Source organism: Citrobacter amalonaticus, assembly GCF_018252635.1.
Classification (GTDB): domain Bacteria; phylum Pseudomonadota; class Gammaproteobacteria; order Enterobacterales; family Enterobacteriaceae; genus Citrobacter_A; species Citrobacter_A amalonaticus_E.
Map to the genome: position 1 here is coordinate 788105 of NZ_JAGTXM010000001.1, position 18495 is coordinate 806599.

An 18495-nucleotide genomic window follows, 5' to 3' on the forward strand; every position below is an offset into this window, starting at 1 on the left:
AGGCCGGATGGCGCGATGCCTGTCCGGCCTATAACAGCCATTTTCGCGCTTCACGCGCCACGTTATCCATCTCGTCCAGCAGTTCCAGAAACTCGGGTTCCAGATCTTCTTCTGGCGTCCCTTCGCGCAACTGGCTTTCCAGCAACTGACACAAATTCTTCATGCGCGGTACGCCGCTATAGCCGCAACTGCCATGCAGTTTATGAATCAGATCGATTAAGCCTTGCGGGTTTTCTCCCACCAGTTGCTCTTCAATTTTATTACGCACTTCTGGCAGGAAATCGATCAGCATTTGCAGCATATCGCGTGCCAGATCCGGTTTCCCGGCAGCCTGGCGCAGCGCCAGTTGCCAGTCCAGCGTGGCATTTGGGTTGAAAACGGGTTCGATCGGTTCAGCGCTAATCTGGCGCGTCGGAACGGCTGCGCCGGGTTTATAGCGTTGCAGCAGGTTACAGAGCTTCTCTTCTTCGATCGGTTTTGCCAGATAGTCATTCATTCCGGCACTCAGTAATTTCTCTTTCTGACCTGCCATTGCGTGCGCGGTGACGGCAATTACCGGGGTTTGTTGTTGATGGGGAAGCTGGTGGATCAGTTCGCAGGCCCGAATGCCATCCATGTCTGGCATCTGAATATCCATCAGGATCAGATCAAACTGCATTTGCTTCGCGCGATCGACCGCCTGTTGACCGCTATCACACAGCTCAACGTGTTGAACCAGATCGTCCAGCAGTGCGCCGATAAGCTTCAGATTCGCTGGATTATCATCAACCGCCATCACCGTCATGGCAATTTTGCTCTCGTCTGAGATCAGTGCGCTTTCGTGGGGGTTTTGACGGCACAAATCTACCAGCGCCGGCAGCAGACGCGTGGAGGTCAAAGGTTTTAGCAGACAACTGGCCACGCCGTCCTGCTTGAGTTTCTCGGCATTCACCTGAGCGTGGCACGGCAGCGCCAGCATCAGGAAGTCGGCCATTTTCGTCGCCTGAATTAGCCGCTCGTGCTGCATCGTCAGCGGCTCTTTGAAGGTGACGGCCACGCCAAGCAGCATAAAGTCGTAGTGCTCAACGGTCAGTGCGGAAAACGTTGGGCTGTAGACCACCTCCAGCGGCGTTTCGCTGAGTATATCCAGCGTGCATTGCGCGGCGGCGGCATTCGGCTCTATGTAGGCAATGCGTTTTCCGGCCAGACATGCGGTGGCCGGACCGTCGTTGATCACATTCGGATTCAGATCGAGATTGATATGGAACCAGAAGGTTGAACCGCGATGCGGCTGGCTGTGGAAGGAGATATCGCCCCCCATTTCGTTGACCAGTTTCTGCGTGATCACCAGCCCCAGCCCGGTTCCACCATGGCGACGGGAGATACTGGCATCGGCCTGACGGAAAGCCTGGAACAGGCGCGACTGATCGCGCTCGGGGATACCGATACCCGTATCGCGGATCTGTACTTCGATCTGCACTTTGGTGTTACTCAGCGAGCGCTTTTCCACCAGAATGTCGATGTTGCCGCTCTCGGTGAATTTAATAGCGTTGCCGACCAGATTGGTGATCACCTGCTGTAAACGCAGCGGGTCGCCAATCACGTTGTCCGGCACGTCATTTTTAATATTGAGCGTCAGCTCCAGCCCTTTGTCGTGCGACGAATGCGCCAGCAGCGTCACCACTTCATCGAGGGTATTGCGAAGTGCAAAAGGAATACTTTCGAGAATCAGTTTACCCGCTTCCAGCTTAGAAAAATCGAGAACGTCGTTGATGATTGCCAGCAGATTATTTGCCGATCGTTCGATGGTATTCAGGTGGTCGCGCTGGGTGGTGTTCAGTTCTGTTTTCAGCGTCAGGCGCGTAAAGCCGATCACGCCGTTCAGCGGGGTACGCAGCTCATGGGACATATTGGCCAGAAATTCAGACTTGATACGCGCCGCTTCTTGTGCGCGTTTTTTCGCCAGATCCAGCTCGACGTTTTGGATCTCCATCTGTTCGAGCGTTTCACGCAAATCAGAGGTCGCCTGATCGATATTGTGCTGCATCTCTTCGTGATAGGCGGCGAGTGACATGGCCATCGAGTTAATGCCGTTTTTCAGCATATCCAGCTCGCCAAGCATAAAGCCCTCAACACGGCTGTCGAGTTGCCCCCGGCGGATGCGGTCAACCGTATTGACCATGTTGCGAATGGGGCCTGTCACATCGCGCATCAGACGCCAGCCAAAGATCAGCGCAATGCCAATACAAAACAGCATCATCACGGTGGAAATGAAGATTTCTTTATACTGTTGTAAGCGGACGGACTTGAGATCGAGCTCAAGCGCCACATATCCCAACATATTACCCGCGTTTTTTGCATCAGTGGCCGGGGATTCGTCAAGTGAATAGCTTTCTGAAACGATCGGCGTGCGCAGAATTAAAATATCGCCATGACGTTCAACGCTCAGTCGGCGCGGGAACGGAGAGCCCGGCGGCAGCTGCATTTCTGACGGATTGAGGTTGAAATTCGAGGTGACGAAGAGGCGATTATTCTCGTCGTAGACCGAAATCGCGCGCACGATATCAGAGTGGCGGCGATGTAGAACGCTGATGAGTTGGCCGATGGATTCGCGGTTTTGCAGGTTCATACCGTATTCGGTAGAGACCGCGAGAGGCTCGATGATACTGGCACCGGCATCTTCCAGTTGACGCTGCAAGTCGTGGTAGCGATGCACAACAAAAAAGATACTGAGCAGTAAACCAATAAGCACGGTCGGGGCCAGGATCAGAATCATCATGCGAGCGCGCAGGCTGTAGTTGGTCATGGAGTTCCGTTATGGGACAATTAGGGTCACACTGTTAAATTGAGAATATCCTCGTCGATGGCGCAATTCTACTCTGCAAAACGGCGCGTGACGACGCGCCAGATCATAACCGTTACCGTCAATGACCTCGATGCTTTTGGTCAGGGTGTTGCGCGACACAACGGAAAGACGCTGTTTATCCCCGGATTGCTTCCGCAGGAAAGTGCGGATGTGGCGATCACCGAAGATAAAAAACAGTACGCGAAAGCCCAGGTTAAGCGCCGTTTGAATGATAGCCCGGATCGCGTTACGCCGCGCTGTCCACACTTTGGCATTTGCGGCGGCTGTCAGCAACAGCATGCCAGTATCGAACTGCAGCAGCGCAGTAAAAGCGCCGCGCTGTCACGCCTGATGAACAACGATGTCGCTGAGGTGATCGCTGATGCGCCGTGGGGCTATCGCCGACGCGCGCGTTTAAGTCTCCATTACCAACCGAAAACCCAGCAGTTCCAGATGGGATTTCGCAAATCAGCGTCCAGCGATATCGTCGATGTCAAACAATGCCCTATTCTGGTGCCCCAACTTGAAGCATTGCTGCCCGATCTTAGGGCATGCCTCGGCAGCCTGCAGGGAATTCGCCATCTGGGGCACGTTGAACTGGTGCAGGCAGGCAGCGGCACGCTGATGATTCTGCGCCATACCGCGCCATTAAGTCGTGCGGATAACGAAAAACTGGAATGCTTTTCGCATTCAAAGGGACTGTCTCTGTATCTGGCGCCGCAAAGCGAGATACTGGAAACGGTGACGGGTCAGACGCCCTGGTATGAGTCAAACGGGCTACGCTTAAACTTTAGTCCGCGTGATTTTATTCAGGTCAACGAAGGCGTGAATCAGAAAATGGTGGCCAGCGCGCTGACGTGGCTGGACATACAGCCTGGCGAACGCGTGCTGGATCTCTTTTGCGGGATGGGCAATTTTACACTCCCGTTGGCGACCCGGGCGGCAAGCGTCGTCGGGGTGGAAGGCGTGCTTGCATTGGTGGAAAAAGGGCGCGAAAACGCGCAACAAAATGGGTTACACAACGTGACATTTTTTCATGAAAATCTTGAAGAGGATGTCACCCGACAGCCGTGGGCCAAAAACGGTTTTGATAAAATCTTGCTCGACCCAGCGCGCGCAGGGGCTGCAGGTGTAATGCAACATATTATAAAATTGCAGCCTGGCCGCATTGTTTATGTATCCTGTAATCCAGCCACGCTGGCGCGTGATAGTGAGGCGTTATTACGCGCGGGATACCAGATACAGCGGCTGGCGATGCTCGACATGTTCCCCCACACGGGACATCTGGAATCGATGGTGTTGTTTGAGCATTCATAATGAATCACGGCTTGTCGACTTCGACAGGTCACGTCCCTTAAGGAGAGGACAATGGTTGCGGTAAGAAGTGCACATCTAAATAAAGCTGGGGAATTTGACCCGAAAAAGTGGATCGAAAGTCTTGGGATCTCCAGCCAGCAGTCATGTGAACGCTTAGCCGAAACCTGGGCGTATTGCCTGCAACAGACACAGGGGCATCCCGATGCGGAGCTGCTGCTGTGGCGTGGCGTGGAGATGGTGGAAATTCTCTCGACGCTGAGTATGGATATCGACACGCTGCGGGCTGCGCTGCTGTTCCCTCTGGCCGATGCCAATGTCGTTAGCGAAGATACCCTGCAGGAAAGCGTAGGTAAGTCTATCGTCAATCTGATTCATGGCGTGCGTGACATGGCGGCCATTCGCCAACTGAAAGCGACCCATACCGATTCCGTCTCCTCTGAGCAGGTCGATAACGTGCGACGGATGCTGTTGGCGATGGTCGATGATTTCCGCTGCGTGGTTATTAAACTTGCCGAACGAATCGCCCATCTGCGCGAGGTGAAAGACGCGCCGGAAGATGAGCGCGTACTGGCGGCGAAAGAGTGCACCAATATCTATGCCCCGCTGGCGAACCGATTAGGTATCGGGCAGTTGAAGTGGGAGCTGGAAGATTATTGCTTCCGCTATCTGCATCCTGCTGAATACAAACGCATCGCCAAACTGCTACACGAACGCCGTATCGATCGTGAGCACTATATTGAAGAGTTCGTGGGGCATTTGCGCGCTGAGATGAAAACGGAAGGCGTGAAGGCGGAAGTGTACGGACGCCCGAAACACATCTACAGCATCTGGCGAAAAATGCAGAAAAAGCATCTGGCGTTTGATGAGTTGTTTGATGTCCGCGCCGTGCGTATCGTCGCCGAGCGATTGCAGGACTGCTACGCTGCGCTGGGGATTGTACACACGCATTATCGCCATCTGCCGGATGAGTTTGACGACTATGTTGCCAATCCGAAACCGAATGGCTATCAGTCTATTCACACCGTGGTGCTGGGGCCAGGTGGCAAAACGGTTGAGATCCAGATTCGAACCAGACAAATGCACGAGGACGCCGAACTGGGCGTTGCCGCGCACTGGAAGTATAAAGAAGGCGCAGCCGCAGGCGGCGCGCGTTCAGGCCATGAGGACCGCATTGCCTGGCTGCGTAAACTGATCGCCTGGCAGGAAGAGATGGCCGATTCCGGCGAAATGCTCGACGAAGTGCGCAGCCAGGTGTTCGACGATCGGGTCTACGTCTTTACGCCGAAAGGCGATGTGGTGGATCTGCCCGCAGGTTCCACGCCGCTCGACTTTGCCTATCACATTCACAGTGATGTCGGGCACCGTTGTATAGGGGCGAAAATCGGTGGGCGCATCGTACCGTTTACCTATCAGCTGCAAATGGGCGATCAGATAGAGATCATCACCCAGAAACAGCCGAACCCGAGCCGTGACTGGCTGAATCCGAATCTGGGCTATGTGACGACCAGTCGTGGCCGTTCGAAAATCCACGCCTGGTTCCGCAAACAGGATCGGGACAAGAACATCCTTGCCGGACGGCAGATTCTGGATGATGAACTGTCGCATTTGGGGATAAGCCTCAAAGAGGCGGAAAAGCATCTGCTGCCGCGCTACAACTTCAACGAGCTGGAGGAACTGCTGGCGGCGATTGGCGGGGGCGATATCCGTCTGAATCAGATGGTGAACTTCCTGCAATCGCAGTTCAACAAACCGAGCGCCGCCGAAGAAGATGCCGCCGCGCTGAAACAGCTTCAGCAGAAAACGCATGCTCCACAGAACCGGCGTAAGGACGATGGTCGTGTCGTTGTAGAAGGCGTAGGTAACCTGATGCATCACATTGCCCGCTGCTGCCAGCCGATTCCGGGCGATGAGATTGTTGGGTTCATTACTCAGGGACGCGGAATTTCCGTCCATCGGGCGGATTGTGAGCAACTGGTCGAACTGCGTGCGCATGCGCCGGAACGCCTTGTAGATGCCGTCTGGGGTGAAAGCTATTCGGCAGGATACTCGCTGGTGGTGCGGGTTCAGGCCAACGATCGCAGTGGCTTACTGCGTGATATCACGACGATTCTGGCAAACGAGAAGGTCAACGTGCTTGGCGTCGCCAGCCGTAGTGATACCAAACAGCAGCTTGCCACTATCGATATGACGATAGAAATCTACAACCTGCAGGTGCTGGGACGCGTGCTCAGTAAGCTGAATCAGGTGCCTGATGTGATTGACGCGCGTCGTCTTCACGGTAATTAATGATTTGTAGGCCGGATAAGGCGTTAGCCGTCATCCGGCAATATCACAATGCCCGATGACGATTCGCTTATCGGGCCTGGGTATTCAGGACTCACCAATGAACCAGATTGACCGCCTGCTCGGCATCATGCAGCGCCTGCGCGACCCGGAAACCGGCTGCCCGTGGGATAACGAGCAGACATTTACCACGCTTGCCCCTTACACCCTTGAAGAAACCTACGAAGTGCTCGATGCGATTTCCCGTGAGGATTTTGACGATCTGCGCGGCGAACTGGGCGACCTGCTGTTTCAGGTAGTGTTTTACGCGCAGATAGCCCAGGAAGAAGGGCGTTTTGATTTCAATGATATTTGTGCCGCTATCAGTGACAAGCTCGAGCGTCGCCATCCGCATGTTTTTGCTGATGCTTCCGCCCGCAACAGCAGCGAAGTGCTGGCCCGTTGGGAACAAATCAAAACCGGCGAACGGGCGCAAAAAGCGCAGCATTCTGCCCTCGATGATATTCCGCGCAGTTTACCGGCGTTAATGCGGGCGCAGAAAATCCAGAAGCGCTGTTCGAATGTCGGTTTTGACTGGACGACGCTGGGGCCGGTGGTCGATAAGGTGTACGAAGAGATCGACGAGGTCATGCACGAGGCCCGGCAGGTCGTTGTCGACCAGGCTAAACTGGAAGAGGAAATGGGGGATTTACTGTTTGCCACCGTCAATATGGCCCGTCATTTAGGCACTAAAGCGGAGACCGCCCTGCAAAAAGCCAATCAAAAGTTCGAGCGGCGTTTTCGTGAGGTCGAACGGATTGTGGCGGCGCGGGGTCTGGAAATGACCGGTGTTGATCTGGAAACGATGGAAGAAGTCTGGCAGCAGGTAAAACGGCAGGAAATTGATCTCTAAGGGAATTGAGTGGTCAAGGGCGTTTTGTGTGATTTTTTAAATAACAAGCGCTTGATTTGCGTCAAAAACATTTACCCCAAAGCGGCTATTTTCTCTTCCCGTTATGCTGATGAAAGACCGTGTATACTGCTTCTTCGAGTTATTCGAGTCGCAACAAGGCGGCGACTGAAAGAATCCCCAGGAACATAGAAATGCTATGTGGCTGGGGTGAGTGAAGGAAGCCAACACCGGTGCGGCTTGAAGAACGAAGGAGAGGGGATAATGAAAGTTTGTGGCGTACGTCATGTTCGGGTATACTACTTTCCCGTCCTGGTTATTCCATCGTTTCACCCTAACTTCTCAGGTTCAGCATGACAACGAACTATATTTTTGTGACCGGCGGGGTCGTATCCTCTCTGGGTAAAGGCATTGCCGCAGCCTCCCTCGCAGCCATTCTTGAAGCCCGTGGCCTCAACGTGACCATCATGAAACTGGATCCGTACATCAACGTCGATCCGGGTACCATGAGCCCAATCCAGCACGGGGAAGTGTTCGTTACTGAAGACGGCGCTGAAACCGACCTGGACCTGGGTCACTACGAGCGTTTCATTCGCACCAAAATGAGCCGCCGCAACAACTTCACCACGGGTCGTATCTACTCTGACGTTCTGCGCAAAGAGCGCCGTGGCGACTATCTGGGCGCGACCGTACAGGTTATCCCGCACATCACCAATGCCATCAAAGAACGCGTGCTGGAAGGCGGCGAAGGCCATGATGTTGTCCTGGTCGAAATTGGCGGCACCGTCGGTGATATTGAATCACTGCCGTTCCTTGAAGCGATTCGGCAACTGGCGGTTGATATCGGCCGTGAACACGCGCTGTTCATGCACCTGACGCTGGTGCCTTATCTGGCTGCTGCGGGTGAAGTGAAAACCAAACCGACCCAGCACTCTGTGAAAGAACTGTTGTCTATCGGGATTCAGCCTGATGTCCTGATTTGTCGTTCCGATCGCGCTGTTCCGGCGAATGAACGCGCAAAAATTGCATTGTTCTGTAATGTGCCGGAAAAAGCCGTTATTTCAATGAAAGATGTCGATTCCATTTATAAAATTCCAGGCCTGTTGAAATCTCAGGGGCTGGACGATTATATTTGTAAACGATTCAGCTTGAACTGTCCGGAAGCTAACCTGTCTGAATGGGAACAGGTTATTTATGAAGAAGCGAACCCGGCAGGTGAAGTCACTATCGGCATGGTCGGTAAGTACATTGAACTGCCGGATGCCTATAAATCCGTGATTGAAGCGCTGAAACATGGCGGTCTGAAGAATCGCGTGACCGTCAACATCAAGCTGATCGATTCGCAGGATGTTGAAACGCGCGGTGTCGAAATCCTGAAAGATTTGGACGCTATCCTGATCCCTGGCGGCTTCGGCTACCGTGGTGTAGAAGGGAAGATCGCGACTGCACGCTATGCGCGTGAGAACAATATTCCTTATCTGGGCATTTGCCTGGGTATGCAGGTTGCGTTGATTGAGTTTGCGCGTAATGTCGCCGGTATGGACAACGCCAACTCGACGGAATTTGTGCCAGACTGTAAGTACCCCGTTGTGGCGCTGATTACCGAATGGCGTGACGAAGACGGTAACGTTGAAGTCCGTACCGAGAAGAGCGATCTGGGTGGCACTATGCGTCTTGGCGCGCAGCAGTGTCAGCTTGGGGACGATAGTCTGGTTCGTCAGTTGTACGGCACACCGACGATTGTTGAGCGTCATCGCCATCGTTACGAAGTCAACAATATGCTGTTGAAACAGATTGAAGCTGCGGGTCTGCGCGTTGCAGGCCGTTCCGGTGATGATCAGTTGGTCGAGATCATTGAGGTACCGAATCATCCGTGGTTCGTGGCCTGTCAGTTCCATCCGGAATTTACTTCCACGCCACGTGATGGACATCCGCTGTTTGCTGGCTTTGTGAAAGCCGCCAGCGAGCATCAGAAGCGTCAGGCGAAGTAAGAAGTAAAAAAGTTAGAACGGCAACGCGTACCAAAGGTACGCGTTGTTTGTCTGGAGTTTTAGTTTAACTTGTACTGAGGAAAACCTAATGTCCAAAATCGTTAAAGTCATCGGTCGTGAAATCATCGACTCCCGTGGTAACCCGACTGTTGAAGCCGAAGTACACCTGGAAGGTGGTTTCGTCGGTATGGCAGCAGCTCCGTCAGGTGCATCTACGGGTTCCCGCGAAGCGCTGGAACTGCGCGATGGCGACAAATCCCGCTTCATGGGTAAAGGCGTACTGAAAGCTGTTGGCGCGGTTAACGGCCCGATCGCTCAGGCTATCCTTGGCAAAGATGCCAAAGATCAGGCTGGCATCGACAAGATCATGATCGATCTGGACGGTACTGAAAACAAATCCAACTTCGGTGCGAACGCCATCCTGGCTGTGTCTCTGGCTAACGCCAAAGCTGCTGCTGCTGCCAAAGGCATGCCGCTGTACGAGCACATCGCTGAGCTGAACGGTACTCCGGGCAAATACTCCATGCCGGTTCCGATGATGAACATCATCAACGGTGGTGAGCACGCTGACAACAACGTCGACATCCAGGAATTCATGATTCAGCCAGTTGGTGCGAAAACCCTGAAAGAAGCCGTACGTATGGGTTCTGAAGTGTTCCACAACCTGGCTAAAGTGCTGAAAGCGAAAGGCATGAACACCGCTGTGGGTGACGAAGGCGGCTATGCGCCGAACCTGGGCTCCAACGCTGAAGCGCTGGCTGTAATTGCTGAAGCGGTTAAAGCTGCTGGCTACGAGCTGGGCAAAGACATCACTCTGGCGATGGACTGTGCAGCATCTGAATTCTACAAAGATGGCAAATACGTTCTGGCTGGCGAAGGCAACAAAGCGTTCACCTCTGAAGAATTCACTCACTTCCTGGAAGACCTGACCAAACAGTACCCGATCGTTTCTATCGAAGACGGTCTGGACGAGTCTGACTGGGATGGTTTTGCATACCAGACCAAAGTACTGGGCGACAAAATCCAGCTGGTTGGTGACGATCTGTTCGTAACCAACACCAAGATCCTGAAAGAAGGTATCGAAAAAGGTATCGTTAACTCCATCCTGATCAAATTCAACCAGATCGGTTCTCTGACCGAAACGCTGGCTGCAATCAAGATGGCGAAAGACGCTGGCTACACGGCTGTGATCTCTCACCGTTCTGGTGAAACTGAAGATGCGACCATCGCTGACCTGGCTGTAGGTACTGCTGCAGGCCAGATCAAAACCGGTTCTATGAGCCGTTCTGACCGCGTTGCTAAATACAACCAGCTGATTCGTATCGAAGAAGCGCTGGGTGAAAAAGCACCGTACAACGGCCGTAAAGAGATCAAAGGTCAGTAATCTATTACTGTCGCTTTATACTCTAAGAAACCCGCTTCGGCGGGTTTTTTTATGCCAGCCATTAGCGCAGCCGCTGCGCATGACCAGAAAGACGAAATCTGCGATAATTACGTATTATTCCTTTAACAGAGAACGCTATGCAGTACCCGATTAACGAGATGTTCCAGACCCTGCAAGGTGAGGGTTACTTTACCGGCGTCCCCGCCATTTTTATTCGTTTACAGGGATGCCCGGTTGGCTGTGCCTGGTGCGATACCAAACACACCTGGGATAAGCTTGAGGATCGGGAAGTCTCCCTGTACAGCATCCTGGCGAAAACCAAAGAGAGTGATAAATGGGGCGCGGCGAGCAGTGAAGATCTGCTGGCCGTGATTGGCCGACAAGGATACACCGCGCGTCATGTGGTGATTACCGGCGGCGAACCCTGCATTCACGACCTGATGCCGCTCACTGACCTGTTGGAAAAGAACGGCTTTAGCTGCCAGATTGAGACCAGTGGTACGCACGAAGTGCGCTGTACGCCAAACACCTGGGTGACCGTTTCTCCAAAGGTGAACATGCGTGGCGGTTATGACGTTCTGTCACAGGCGCTGGAACGCGCAAATGAGATCAAACACCCAGTTGGACGCGTACGTGATATTGAAGCGCTGGACGAACTGCTTGCCACGCTGAGCGACGATAAACCGCGGGTGATTGCGCTGCAACCCATCAGCCAGAAAGACGATGCTACGCGTCTGTGCATCGAAACCTGTATTGCGCGCAACTGGCGCCTGTCGATGCAGACGCATAAGTATCTTAATATTGCCTGATAAAAAGCCCGGCGCGTTAGCTTACCGGGCTCTTCTGTTAGCCGAATAGACGCTTTACGTCGCTATCCGGCTAGGCGAAATGCTTATTCCCCGCGATACACACAGCCCGCCGTACAGGTCTCTTTCACCATCACTGCGCTCAGCAGAGGAACTGCCGGTTTGACCTGATCCCAAATCCATTGTGCCAGTACTTCGCTGGTCGGGTTTTCGAGTCCAGGAATATCGTTCAGGTAGTAATGATCGAGCCTGTCATAAGTCGGCTTAAATGCGGCTTTTAACTCGGCAAAATCCATGATCCAACCGGTATGCGGGCAGACTTCACCGGTAATTTCAAGACGCACCATAAATGAGTGACCATGCAGGCGGCCACATTTATGCCCTTCCGGTACGTGCGGCAGGCGGTGAGCGGCTTCGAAGGTGAAATCTTTAAACAAGGTGGTGGACATTATTTACTCTCAAGAATGCAAAAAAACGCCGTAGGGTACCGTAAAGTACAATTTTTATCATTAGTTAAAAGGGCGCTAAGCAGCAGAATGCCACATATTAATGAGAAACACTGAATAACTATTTATATATCATACAGTTACTTAATCACTTTTGTCGTTAACAACTATAACTAAAACAGGTTAGTTCATTTGGTTATTTGTTATTTCCATCCCTTCTTTAATTGTTACTATCAGCGCCGTTACCCTTATCATCAGTTTGGATTTTATGACTGAAATCCGCTTTGCTTACTGGAACATAACGACGCATGACGACACAGGCCCCACCTTCCGCTTTGCTTCCGCTGAACCCGGAGCAACTGGCACGCCTTCAGGCGGCCACCACCGATCTCACCCCCATGCAGCTTGCATGGGTTTCTGGCTATTTCTGGGGCACGCTGAATCAGCAACCCGGCGCTGTTGTTGCAACCCCGGCTCCTGCGGCTGAAATGCCGGGCATCACGCTTATCTCCGCATCACAAACGGGCAATGCGCGTCGTGTGGCGGAAGCACTGCGTGATGACCTGCTGGCGGCGAAACTCAGCGTCACGCTGGTAAACGCGGGCGACTACAAATTCAAACAAATTGCCAATGAAAAGTTGCTGGTTGTCGTCACTTCTACACAAGGAGAAGGTGAACCGCCGGAAGAAGCCGTCGCGTTGCATAAGTTCCTGTTCTCTAAAAAAGCACCGAAGCTCGAAAACACCGCATTTGCTATTTTTGGTCTGGGTGACACGTCATACGAGTTTTTCTGCCAGTCGGGCAAAGATTTTGACAGCAAGCTGGCGGAACTTGGCGGTGAGCGCTTGTTAGATCGCGTTGACGCAGATGTGGAATACCAGACTGCCGCCGCCGAGTGGCGTGCCCGTGTGGTTGAAGTATTGAAATCACGTGCGCCGGTTGCGACACAGACTCAGGCGGTTGCCAGCGGAGCGGTAAATGAAATCCATACCAGTCCGTATACCAAAGAAGCACCGCTGAGCGCGGTGTTATCCGTGAATCAAAAAATCACCGGGCGTGACTCAGAGAAAGATGTTCGTCATATCGAAATCGATCTCGGTGATTCGGGTCTGCGCTACCAGCCTGGCGACGCGCTGGGCGTCTGGTATCAAAACGATCCGGCGCTGGTTAAAGAGATGGTGGAACTGGTCTGGCTAAAAGGTGATGAGCCTGTAACGGTTAATGGTCAGTCTCTTCCGCTGTCCGAAGCGCTACAGTGGCATGTTGAACTGACCGTCAATACTGCCAATATCGTTGAAAACTACGCCACCTTAACGCGCAGTGAATCGTTGCTGCCGCTGGTCGGCGATAAGGCACAGTTGCAGCATTACGCCGCCACGACGCCCATCGTCGATATGTTGCGCTTTTCGCCCGCGCAACTGGATGCACAAGCGTTGGTCGACCTGCTGCGTCCGTTGACGCCGCGCCTGTATTCCATTGCCTCGTCTCAAGCGGAAGTGGAGAGCGAAGTGCATATCACCGTGGGTGCGGTGCGTTATGAAGTGGAAGGTCGCGCGCGTGCCGGTGGCGCATCCAGCTTCCTCGCCGATCGCGTCGAAGAAGATGGCGAAGTTCGTGTGTTCATCGAACATAACGATAACTTCCGCCTGCCGACGAATCCTGAAACCCCGGTGATTATGATTGGTCCGGGAACCGGCATTGCGCCGTTCCGTGCCTTTATGCAACAGCGCGCCGCCGACGAAGCGTCCGGTAAAAACTGGCTGTTTTTTGGCAACCCCCACTTTACCGAAGATTTCCTCTACCAGGTGGAATGGCAGCGTTACGTCAAAGAAGGCGTGCTGAGCCGTATCGATCTCGCCTGGTCACGAGACCAAAAAGAAAAAGTCTATGTACAAGACAAACTGCGCGAACAGGGCGCAGAACTGTGGCGCTGGATTAATGACGGTGCGCACATTTATGTCTGCGGTGACGCTAATCGCATGGCGAAAGACGTTGAGCAAGCACTGCTGGACGTGATTGCTGAATTTGGTGCGATGGATGCGGAATCAGCGGATGAATTTTTAAGTGAGCTGCGCGTTGAGCGCCGTTATCAGCGAGATGTCTACTAATGAGCGAAAAACATCCAGGGCCCCTGGTGGTCGAAGGTAAACTGACAGACGCCGAGCGCATGAAGCTGGAAAGCAACTATCTGCGCGGCACCATTGCTGAAGATTTAAATGACGGTCTCACCGGCGGTTTCAACGGTGATAACTTCCTGCTGATCCGTTTTCACGGAATGTACCAGCAGGATGACCGTGATATCCGCGCCGAGCGTGCAGAGCAGAAGCTGGAGCCGCGTCACGCGATGCTGCTTCGCTGCCGTCTGCCGGGTGGCGTCATCACCACCAAACAGTGGCAGGCAATTGATAAATTTGCCGGTGAAAATACGATTTACGGCAGCATTCGTCTTACCAACCGCCAGACGTTTCAGTTTCACGGGATTCTGAAGAAAAACGTGAAGCCGGTGCACCAGATGCTGCATTCCGTGGGGCTGGATGCGCTGGCGACGGCCAATGACATGAACCGTAACGTGTTGTGCACCTCGAACCCGTACGAGTCTGAGCTGCACGCCGAAGCCTATGAGTGGGCGAAAAAGATATCTGAGCATCTGCTGCCGCGCACCCGTGCCTATGCGGAAATTTGGCTCGATCAGGAAAAAGTGGCGACAACGGATGAAGAGCCGATCCTGGGTCAGACCTATCTGCCGCGTAAGTTTAAAACCACGGTAGTGATCCCGCCGCAGAACGACATCGATCTGCACGCCAACGACATGAACTTTGTCGCGGTGGCGGAAAACGGCAAGCTGGTAGGCTTTAATCTGTTGGTGGGCGGCGGTCTTTCCATAGAGCACGGTAATAAGAAAACCTATGCCCGTACGGCAAGCGAGTTTGGTTATCTACCGCTGGAACATACGCTGGCCGTAGCGGAAGCGGTGGTGACCACCCAGCGCGACTGGGGCAACCGTACCGATCGTAAGAATGCGAAAACCAAATACACCCTTGAGCGCGTCGGCGTTGAGACGTTCAAAGCGGAAGTGGAACGTCGGGCAGGCATCAAATTTGAACCGATTCGTCCTTATGAATTCACCGGTCGCGGCGATCGCATTGGCTGGGTGAAGGGCATCGACAATAAATGGCACCTGACGTTGTTTATTGAAAATGGCCGAATCCTCGATTATCCGGGACGTCCACTGAAAACCGGCCTGCTGGAAATTTCCAAAATCCATAAAGGCGAGTTCCGTATTACCGCGAATCAGAATCTGATCATCGCGGGCGTCCCGGAAAGCCAGAAAGCGAAGATTGAAAAGATCGCGCAAGAGAGCGGTCTGATGAACACCGTGACGCCACAGCGCGAAAACTCTATGGCCTGTGTGTCGTTCCCGACCTGTCCGTTGGCGATGGCGGAGGCCGAACGTTTTCTGCCGACGTTTATCGATAAAATTGATGGCCTGATGGCGAAGCATCACGTGAGCGATGAGCATATTGTCATGCGTGTCACAGGATGTCCGAACGGTTGTGGTCGCGCGATGCTGGCGGAAGTGGGGCTGGTGGGGAAAGCGCCGGGGCGCTATAACCTGCATCTGGGCGGTAACCGAATTGGCACGCGTATTCCGCGCATGTTCAAAGAGAACATCACGGAACCGGAAATCCTTGATTCGCTGGACGAACTGATTGGGCGCTGGGCGAAAGAGCGCGAAGCGGGTGAAGGCTTCGGTGACTTTACGGTGCGTGCGGGCATTATTCGCCCGGTGCTCGATCCCGCACGGGATTTCTGGGAATAACGTCTTATTGCCGGATGGTGGCGTGAACGCCTTATCCGGCCTACGGATTTTGTAGGCCTGATAAGCGAAGCGCCATCAGGCAGTCAAACAGTGAGGAATCTATGTCCAGACTCGATCTACACGCTCTGAACGCGTTGCCGAAAGTTGAGCGCGTGATGGCACTGGCTGAAACCAACAGCCAACTGGAAAAACTTGACGCTGAGGGGCGCGTAGCCTGGGCGCTGGAGAATTTACCTGGCGAATACGTCCTTTCATCAAGCTTCGGGATTCAGGCGGCGGTCAGCCTGCATCTGGTGAATCAGATCCGCCCGGATATCCCGGTGATCCTCACCGATACCGGCTACCTGTTCCCGGAAACGTACCAGTTTATTGATGAGTTGACGGACAAACTGAAGCTGAACCTGAAAGTCTATCGCGCCACCGAGAGCGCCGCCTGGCAGGAAGCGCGTTACGGTAAGCTTTGGGAGCAAGGCGTTGAGGGCATTGAGAAATACAATGCGATCAACAAAGTCGAACCGATGAACCGGGCACTGCAGGAACTGAATGCGCAAACCTGGTTTGCGGGACTGCGACGCGAACAGTCTGGCAGTCGTGCGCATCTGCCCGTGCTGGCTATCCAGCGTGGGGTTTTTAAAGTGCTGCCGATTATCGACTGGGATAACCGCACGGTTTATCAGTACCTGCAAAAACACGGGCTGAAATACCATCCGTTGTGGGATCAGGGTTATCTTTCGGTCGGTGATACCCACACCACACGCAAATGGGAACCCGGCATGGCGGAGGAAGAGACCCGCTTCTTTGGTCTCAAGCGTGAATGCGGATTGCATGAAGGGTAATCTCATCTTGATTACATACATTCCATTCTTTATGGGTGGAATGTATTTCTGACTGTCACACTCTCTTCCTCACTTTTAATATAACCGTGTTGTTATTGACTTTAAGGCTCGCTTGCGTGTTCCTCGCGTCAGCGGGGATAACCGAATATGTGATTGAGCTATTAACAATGCGAAATAAAAATCTGAAAGTGTTATCTCGAGCTGTTTTATAAATTGCTTTGTTTTACCCTTGGGGCGTTATTGTTGAAAGCTGTGACGTTTATTTATTACTAAGGGATCTGGATAATGAAAAAAGTTATTTTGGTTTCAGCGTTGGCTCTAGTGTCAGGCTCTTCTTTTGCCGCAATTACAGAAACATGTCAGAAATATTTCGACGATGTTGACGCGCTGATTGTCCAGGCGTCAAAAACCAGCGAACAGGCGAAGCAGCAGATGGAAGCCATGAAACCGCAGCTCGAGCAGGCCAAAAAGCAGCTTGCGGATCTTCCTGCTGAAAATCAGGATGTTGGCTGTAAGCAAGGCGCCGATGCACTCGCGCAAATGAAGCAATCGATGGGTATTCAATAATTTATTATTATACAGAGCATAATTAAAATTATTATGCTCAAAATAATATTAACTGTTTATTTTGGCCGGAGTCGGGCGAATACCCTATCCGGCATTTCGCATTAATTAACTCGCCTTTGCCAACTCTTTAACCAGTGGTAACATAATTCTCATGACATCACGAGTGCGATGTTCAATGCGTCCAGGCAGGGCTTTATCGATATGCTGTTGATTATCAAGACGCACGTCGTGCCAGCTATTTCCCGCCGGGAAAGAGGCGGTTTTGGCGCGCTGTTGATAACCATCTTTCTTACCAAGGCTCCAGTTTGTCGCTTCGACGGACAGCACCGAAATTCCCGCTTTATCGAAGACCTCGGCGTCATTGCAGCAACCGGTGCCTTTGGGATAGGCCTTATTGAGGCCTGGATTGCTGGTGGCGGCAATTCCATGATTGTGCGCAATGGCTAGCGCCCGGTCGCGGGTTAACTTACGTACGGCTTCCGGGGTGCTTTGCCCGCTATTAAAATACAGTTTGTCACCGACGATCAGGTTGTCGAGATTAATCACCAGCAGCGTATTTTTCTTCTCAGCCGCGCTCATGCGCTTGAGCAAGTTTTCGGCTCCCAGCTTTCCCTCTTCCTCGCCGCTGGTGGCAATAAAACGAATGCCATATTCAGTCGGCACATCTTTGAGGCGTTCTGCCAGTTCAAGCATCACACCCAGACCGGCGGCGTTATCATCCACCCCTTGCAGAGTGAGCCCGCCAAGATTCGCGTCGGTGTCGGCGTCACTTTGCGGCGCGTAGGTATCCAGATGCGCCATGATAATAATCTGCTGCGGGGCTTTGCCTTCATGAGCGGCAATGACGGTACTGCCAGTCACGTTATGCCAGTTTTTGCGGTTATTTTTAGCGGTATAAATGTAGCGACTATTGAACGTGCGGATATCACTGCGATAGCCCATTTGCTCAAACTGCTGGCGTAAATAGTCAGCAGATAACATTTCTGCCGGAGAGCCTGTCATCCTTCCGGGGAAAACGGTTGCAATATGACGGGTCTGTGCTGTCGCAAATTCGCCTGGTTTTGGCGATGACGCCTGAGCGGGGACAATAAAACATACGCCGAACGCCAGGAGGGCAGAGAGACGGCGCGTCGCGGAAAACATAGTGAGTCCTTAATAGCCAGCGGGAGAAGCCCTGAATACAAAGCAAAAATTTTAATCCATCTAGTATGAAACTGTGACCTCGCTAAAACAATTTCATTTGCTCTTAAATGCCCGAATTCCGGCGGGTTAAGCACTTTTTGATATTTGCTTTGCCAGATCGTTATTCCTTTGAGGAACTACTCATTCCAA

13 protein-coding genes are annotated in these 18495 nt (G+C 52.8%); 10 read left to right on the forward strand and 3 right to left on the reverse strand.

Annotated elements, in window-relative coordinates; translation table 11 throughout:
• Positions 1 to 28: 28 nt before the first annotated feature.
• On the reverse strand, positions 29 to 2785 hold the full coding sequence (barA, locus tag KE671_RS03660; RefSeq protein WP_206161750.1) for a two-component sensor histidine kinase BarA: 2757 nt from the start codon (positions 2783 to 2785) through the stop codon (positions 29 to 31).
• A 57-nt stretch (positions 2786 to 2842) separates the two neighbouring features.
• On the opposite strand from barA, the gene rlmD reads away from it, so the two are divergent.
• The 6 genes from rlmD (at position 2843) to queE (ending at position 11497) form a co-directional block, all read left to right on the forward strand.
• Complete coding sequence (gene rlmD, locus KE671_RS03665) at positions 2843 to 4141, forward strand: 23S rRNA (uracil(1939)-C(5))-methyltransferase RlmD (protein ID WP_206161752.1); 1299 nt, start codon at positions 2843 to 2845, stop codon at positions 4139 to 4141.
• 51 nt (positions 4142 to 4192) lie between these two features.
• Positions 4193 to 6427, forward strand: coding sequence for a GTP diphosphokinase (gene relA, locus KE671_RS03670; protein WP_206161753.1), 2235 nt, complete (start codon positions 4193 to 4195; stop codon positions 6425 to 6427).
• Positions 6428 to 6524: 97 nt separating this feature from the next.
• Complete coding sequence (gene mazG, locus KE671_RS03675) at positions 6525 to 7316, forward strand: nucleoside triphosphate pyrophosphohydrolase (RefSeq protein WP_206161754.1); 792 nt, start codon at positions 6525 to 6527, stop codon at positions 7314 to 7316.
• 350 nt (positions 7317 to 7666) lie between these two features.
• Positions 7667 to 9304: a glutamine hydrolyzing CTP synthase gene (gene pyrG, locus KE671_RS03680; RefSeq protein ID WP_206161755.1), complete on the forward strand. Its 1638-nt coding sequence runs from the start codon at positions 7667 to 7669 to the stop codon at positions 9302 to 9304.
• 88 nt (positions 9305 to 9392) lie between these two features.
• Complete coding sequence (gene eno / locus KE671_RS03685) at positions 9393 to 10688, forward strand: phosphopyruvate hydratase (protein ID WP_042322547.1); 1296 nt, start codon at positions 9393 to 9395, stop codon at positions 10686 to 10688.
• Between the two features lie 137 nt (positions 10689 to 10825).
• Positions 10826 to 11497: a 7-carboxy-7-deazaguanine synthase QueE gene (queE, locus tag KE671_RS03690; protein ID WP_195296720.1), complete on the forward strand. Its 672-nt coding sequence runs from the start codon at positions 10826 to 10828 to the stop codon at positions 11495 to 11497.
• 83 nt (positions 11498 to 11580) lie between these two features.
• Here the strand turns inward: queE and queD are convergent, their stop codons facing one another.
• On the reverse strand, positions 11581 to 11943 hold the full coding sequence (gene queD / locus KE671_RS03695; protein ID WP_206161756.1) for a 6-carboxytetrahydropterin synthase QueD: 363 nt from the start codon (positions 11941 to 11943) through the stop codon (positions 11581 to 11583).
• Positions 11944 to 12248: 305 nt separating this feature from the next.
• On the opposite strand from queD, the gene cysJ reads away from it, so the two are divergent.
• The 4 genes from cysJ (at position 12249) to KE671_RS03715 (ending at position 17163) form a co-directional block, all read left to right on the forward strand.
• Complete coding sequence (gene cysJ / locus KE671_RS03700) at positions 12249 to 14048, forward strand: NADPH-dependent assimilatory sulfite reductase flavoprotein subunit (RefSeq protein WP_206161757.1); 1800 nt, start codon at positions 12249 to 12251, stop codon at positions 14046 to 14048.
• The gene (gene cysI / locus KE671_RS03705; RefSeq protein ID WP_206161758.1) at positions 14048 to 15760 is read left to right on the forward strand and encodes an assimilatory sulfite reductase (NADPH) hemoprotein subunit; all 1713 of its coding nucleotides are present in this window, start codon (positions 14048 to 14050) and stop codon (positions 15758 to 15760) included. The genes cysJ and cysI overlap by 1 nt, the downstream gene beginning before the upstream one ends.
• Before the next feature lie 101 nt (positions 15761 to 15861).
• A complete protein-coding gene (gene cysH / locus KE671_RS03710) occupies positions 15862 to 16596 on the forward strand; it encodes a phosphoadenosine phosphosulfate reductase (RefSeq protein ID WP_206161759.1) in 735 nt (244 codons plus the stop codon).
• 285 nt (positions 16597 to 16881) lie between these two features.
• The gene (locus KE671_RS03715) at positions 16882 to 17163 is read left to right on the forward strand and encodes a DUF5339 domain-containing protein (RefSeq protein ID WP_206161760.1); all 282 of its coding nucleotides are present in this window, start codon (positions 16882 to 16884) and stop codon (positions 17161 to 17163) included.
• Positions 17164 to 17268: 105 nt separating this feature from the next.
• Here the strand turns inward: KE671_RS03715 and KE671_RS03720 are convergent, their stop codons facing one another.
• On the reverse strand, positions 17269 to 18306 hold the full coding sequence (locus KE671_RS03720) for an aminopeptidase (RefSeq protein ID WP_206161761.1): 1038 nt from the start codon (positions 18304 to 18306) through the stop codon (positions 17269 to 17271).
• Positions 18307 to 18495 lie beyond the last annotated feature (189 nt).

What these genes read in the sequence shown, in the direction of transcription:
- barA (WP_206161750.1), bottom strand. Translation starts at nt 2,785, where the DNA reads ATGACCAACTACAGCCTGCGCGCTCGCATGATGATTCTGATCCTGGCC.
- rlmD (WP_206161752.1), top strand. Translation starts at nt 2,843, where the DNA reads ATGGCGCAATTCTACTCTGCAAAACGGCGCGTGACGACGCGCCAGATC.
- relA (WP_206161753.1), top strand. Translation starts at nt 4,193, where the DNA reads ATGGTTGCGGTAAGAAGTGCACATCTAAATAAAGCTGGGGAATTTGAC.
- mazG (WP_206161754.1), top strand. Translation starts at nt 6,525, where the DNA reads ATGAACCAGATTGACCGCCTGCTCGGCATCATGCAGCGCCTGCGCGAC.
- pyrG (WP_206161755.1), top strand. Translation starts at nt 7,667, where the DNA reads ATGACAACGAACTATATTTTTGTGACCGGCGGGGTCGTATCCTCTCTG.
- eno (WP_042322547.1), top strand. Translation starts at nt 9,393, where the DNA reads ATGTCCAAAATCGTTAAAGTCATCGGTCGTGAAATCATCGACTCCCGT.
- queE (WP_195296720.1), top strand. Translation starts at nt 10,826, where the DNA reads ATGCAGTACCCGATTAACGAGATGTTCCAGACCCTGCAAGGTGAGGGT.
- queD (WP_206161756.1), bottom strand. Translation starts at nt 11,943, where the DNA reads ATGTCCACCACCTTGTTTAAAGATTTCACCTTCGAAGCCGCTCACCGC.
- cysJ (WP_206161757.1), top strand. Translation starts at nt 12,249, where the DNA reads ATGACGACACAGGCCCCACCTTCCGCTTTGCTTCCGCTGAACCCGGAG.
- cysI (WP_206161758.1), top strand. Translation starts at nt 14,048, where the DNA reads ATGAGCGAAAAACATCCAGGGCCCCTGGTGGTCGAAGGTAAACTGACA.
- cysH (WP_206161759.1), top strand. Translation starts at nt 15,862, where the DNA reads ATGTCCAGACTCGATCTACACGCTCTGAACGCGTTGCCGAAAGTTGAG.
- KE671_RS03715 (WP_206161760.1), top strand. Translation starts at nt 16,882, where the DNA reads ATGAAAAAAGTTATTTTGGTTTCAGCGTTGGCTCTAGTGTCAGGCTCT.
- KE671_RS03720 (WP_206161761.1), bottom strand. Translation starts at nt 18,306, where the DNA reads ATGTTTTCCGCGACGCGCCGTCTCTCTGCCCTCCTGGCGTTCGGCGTA.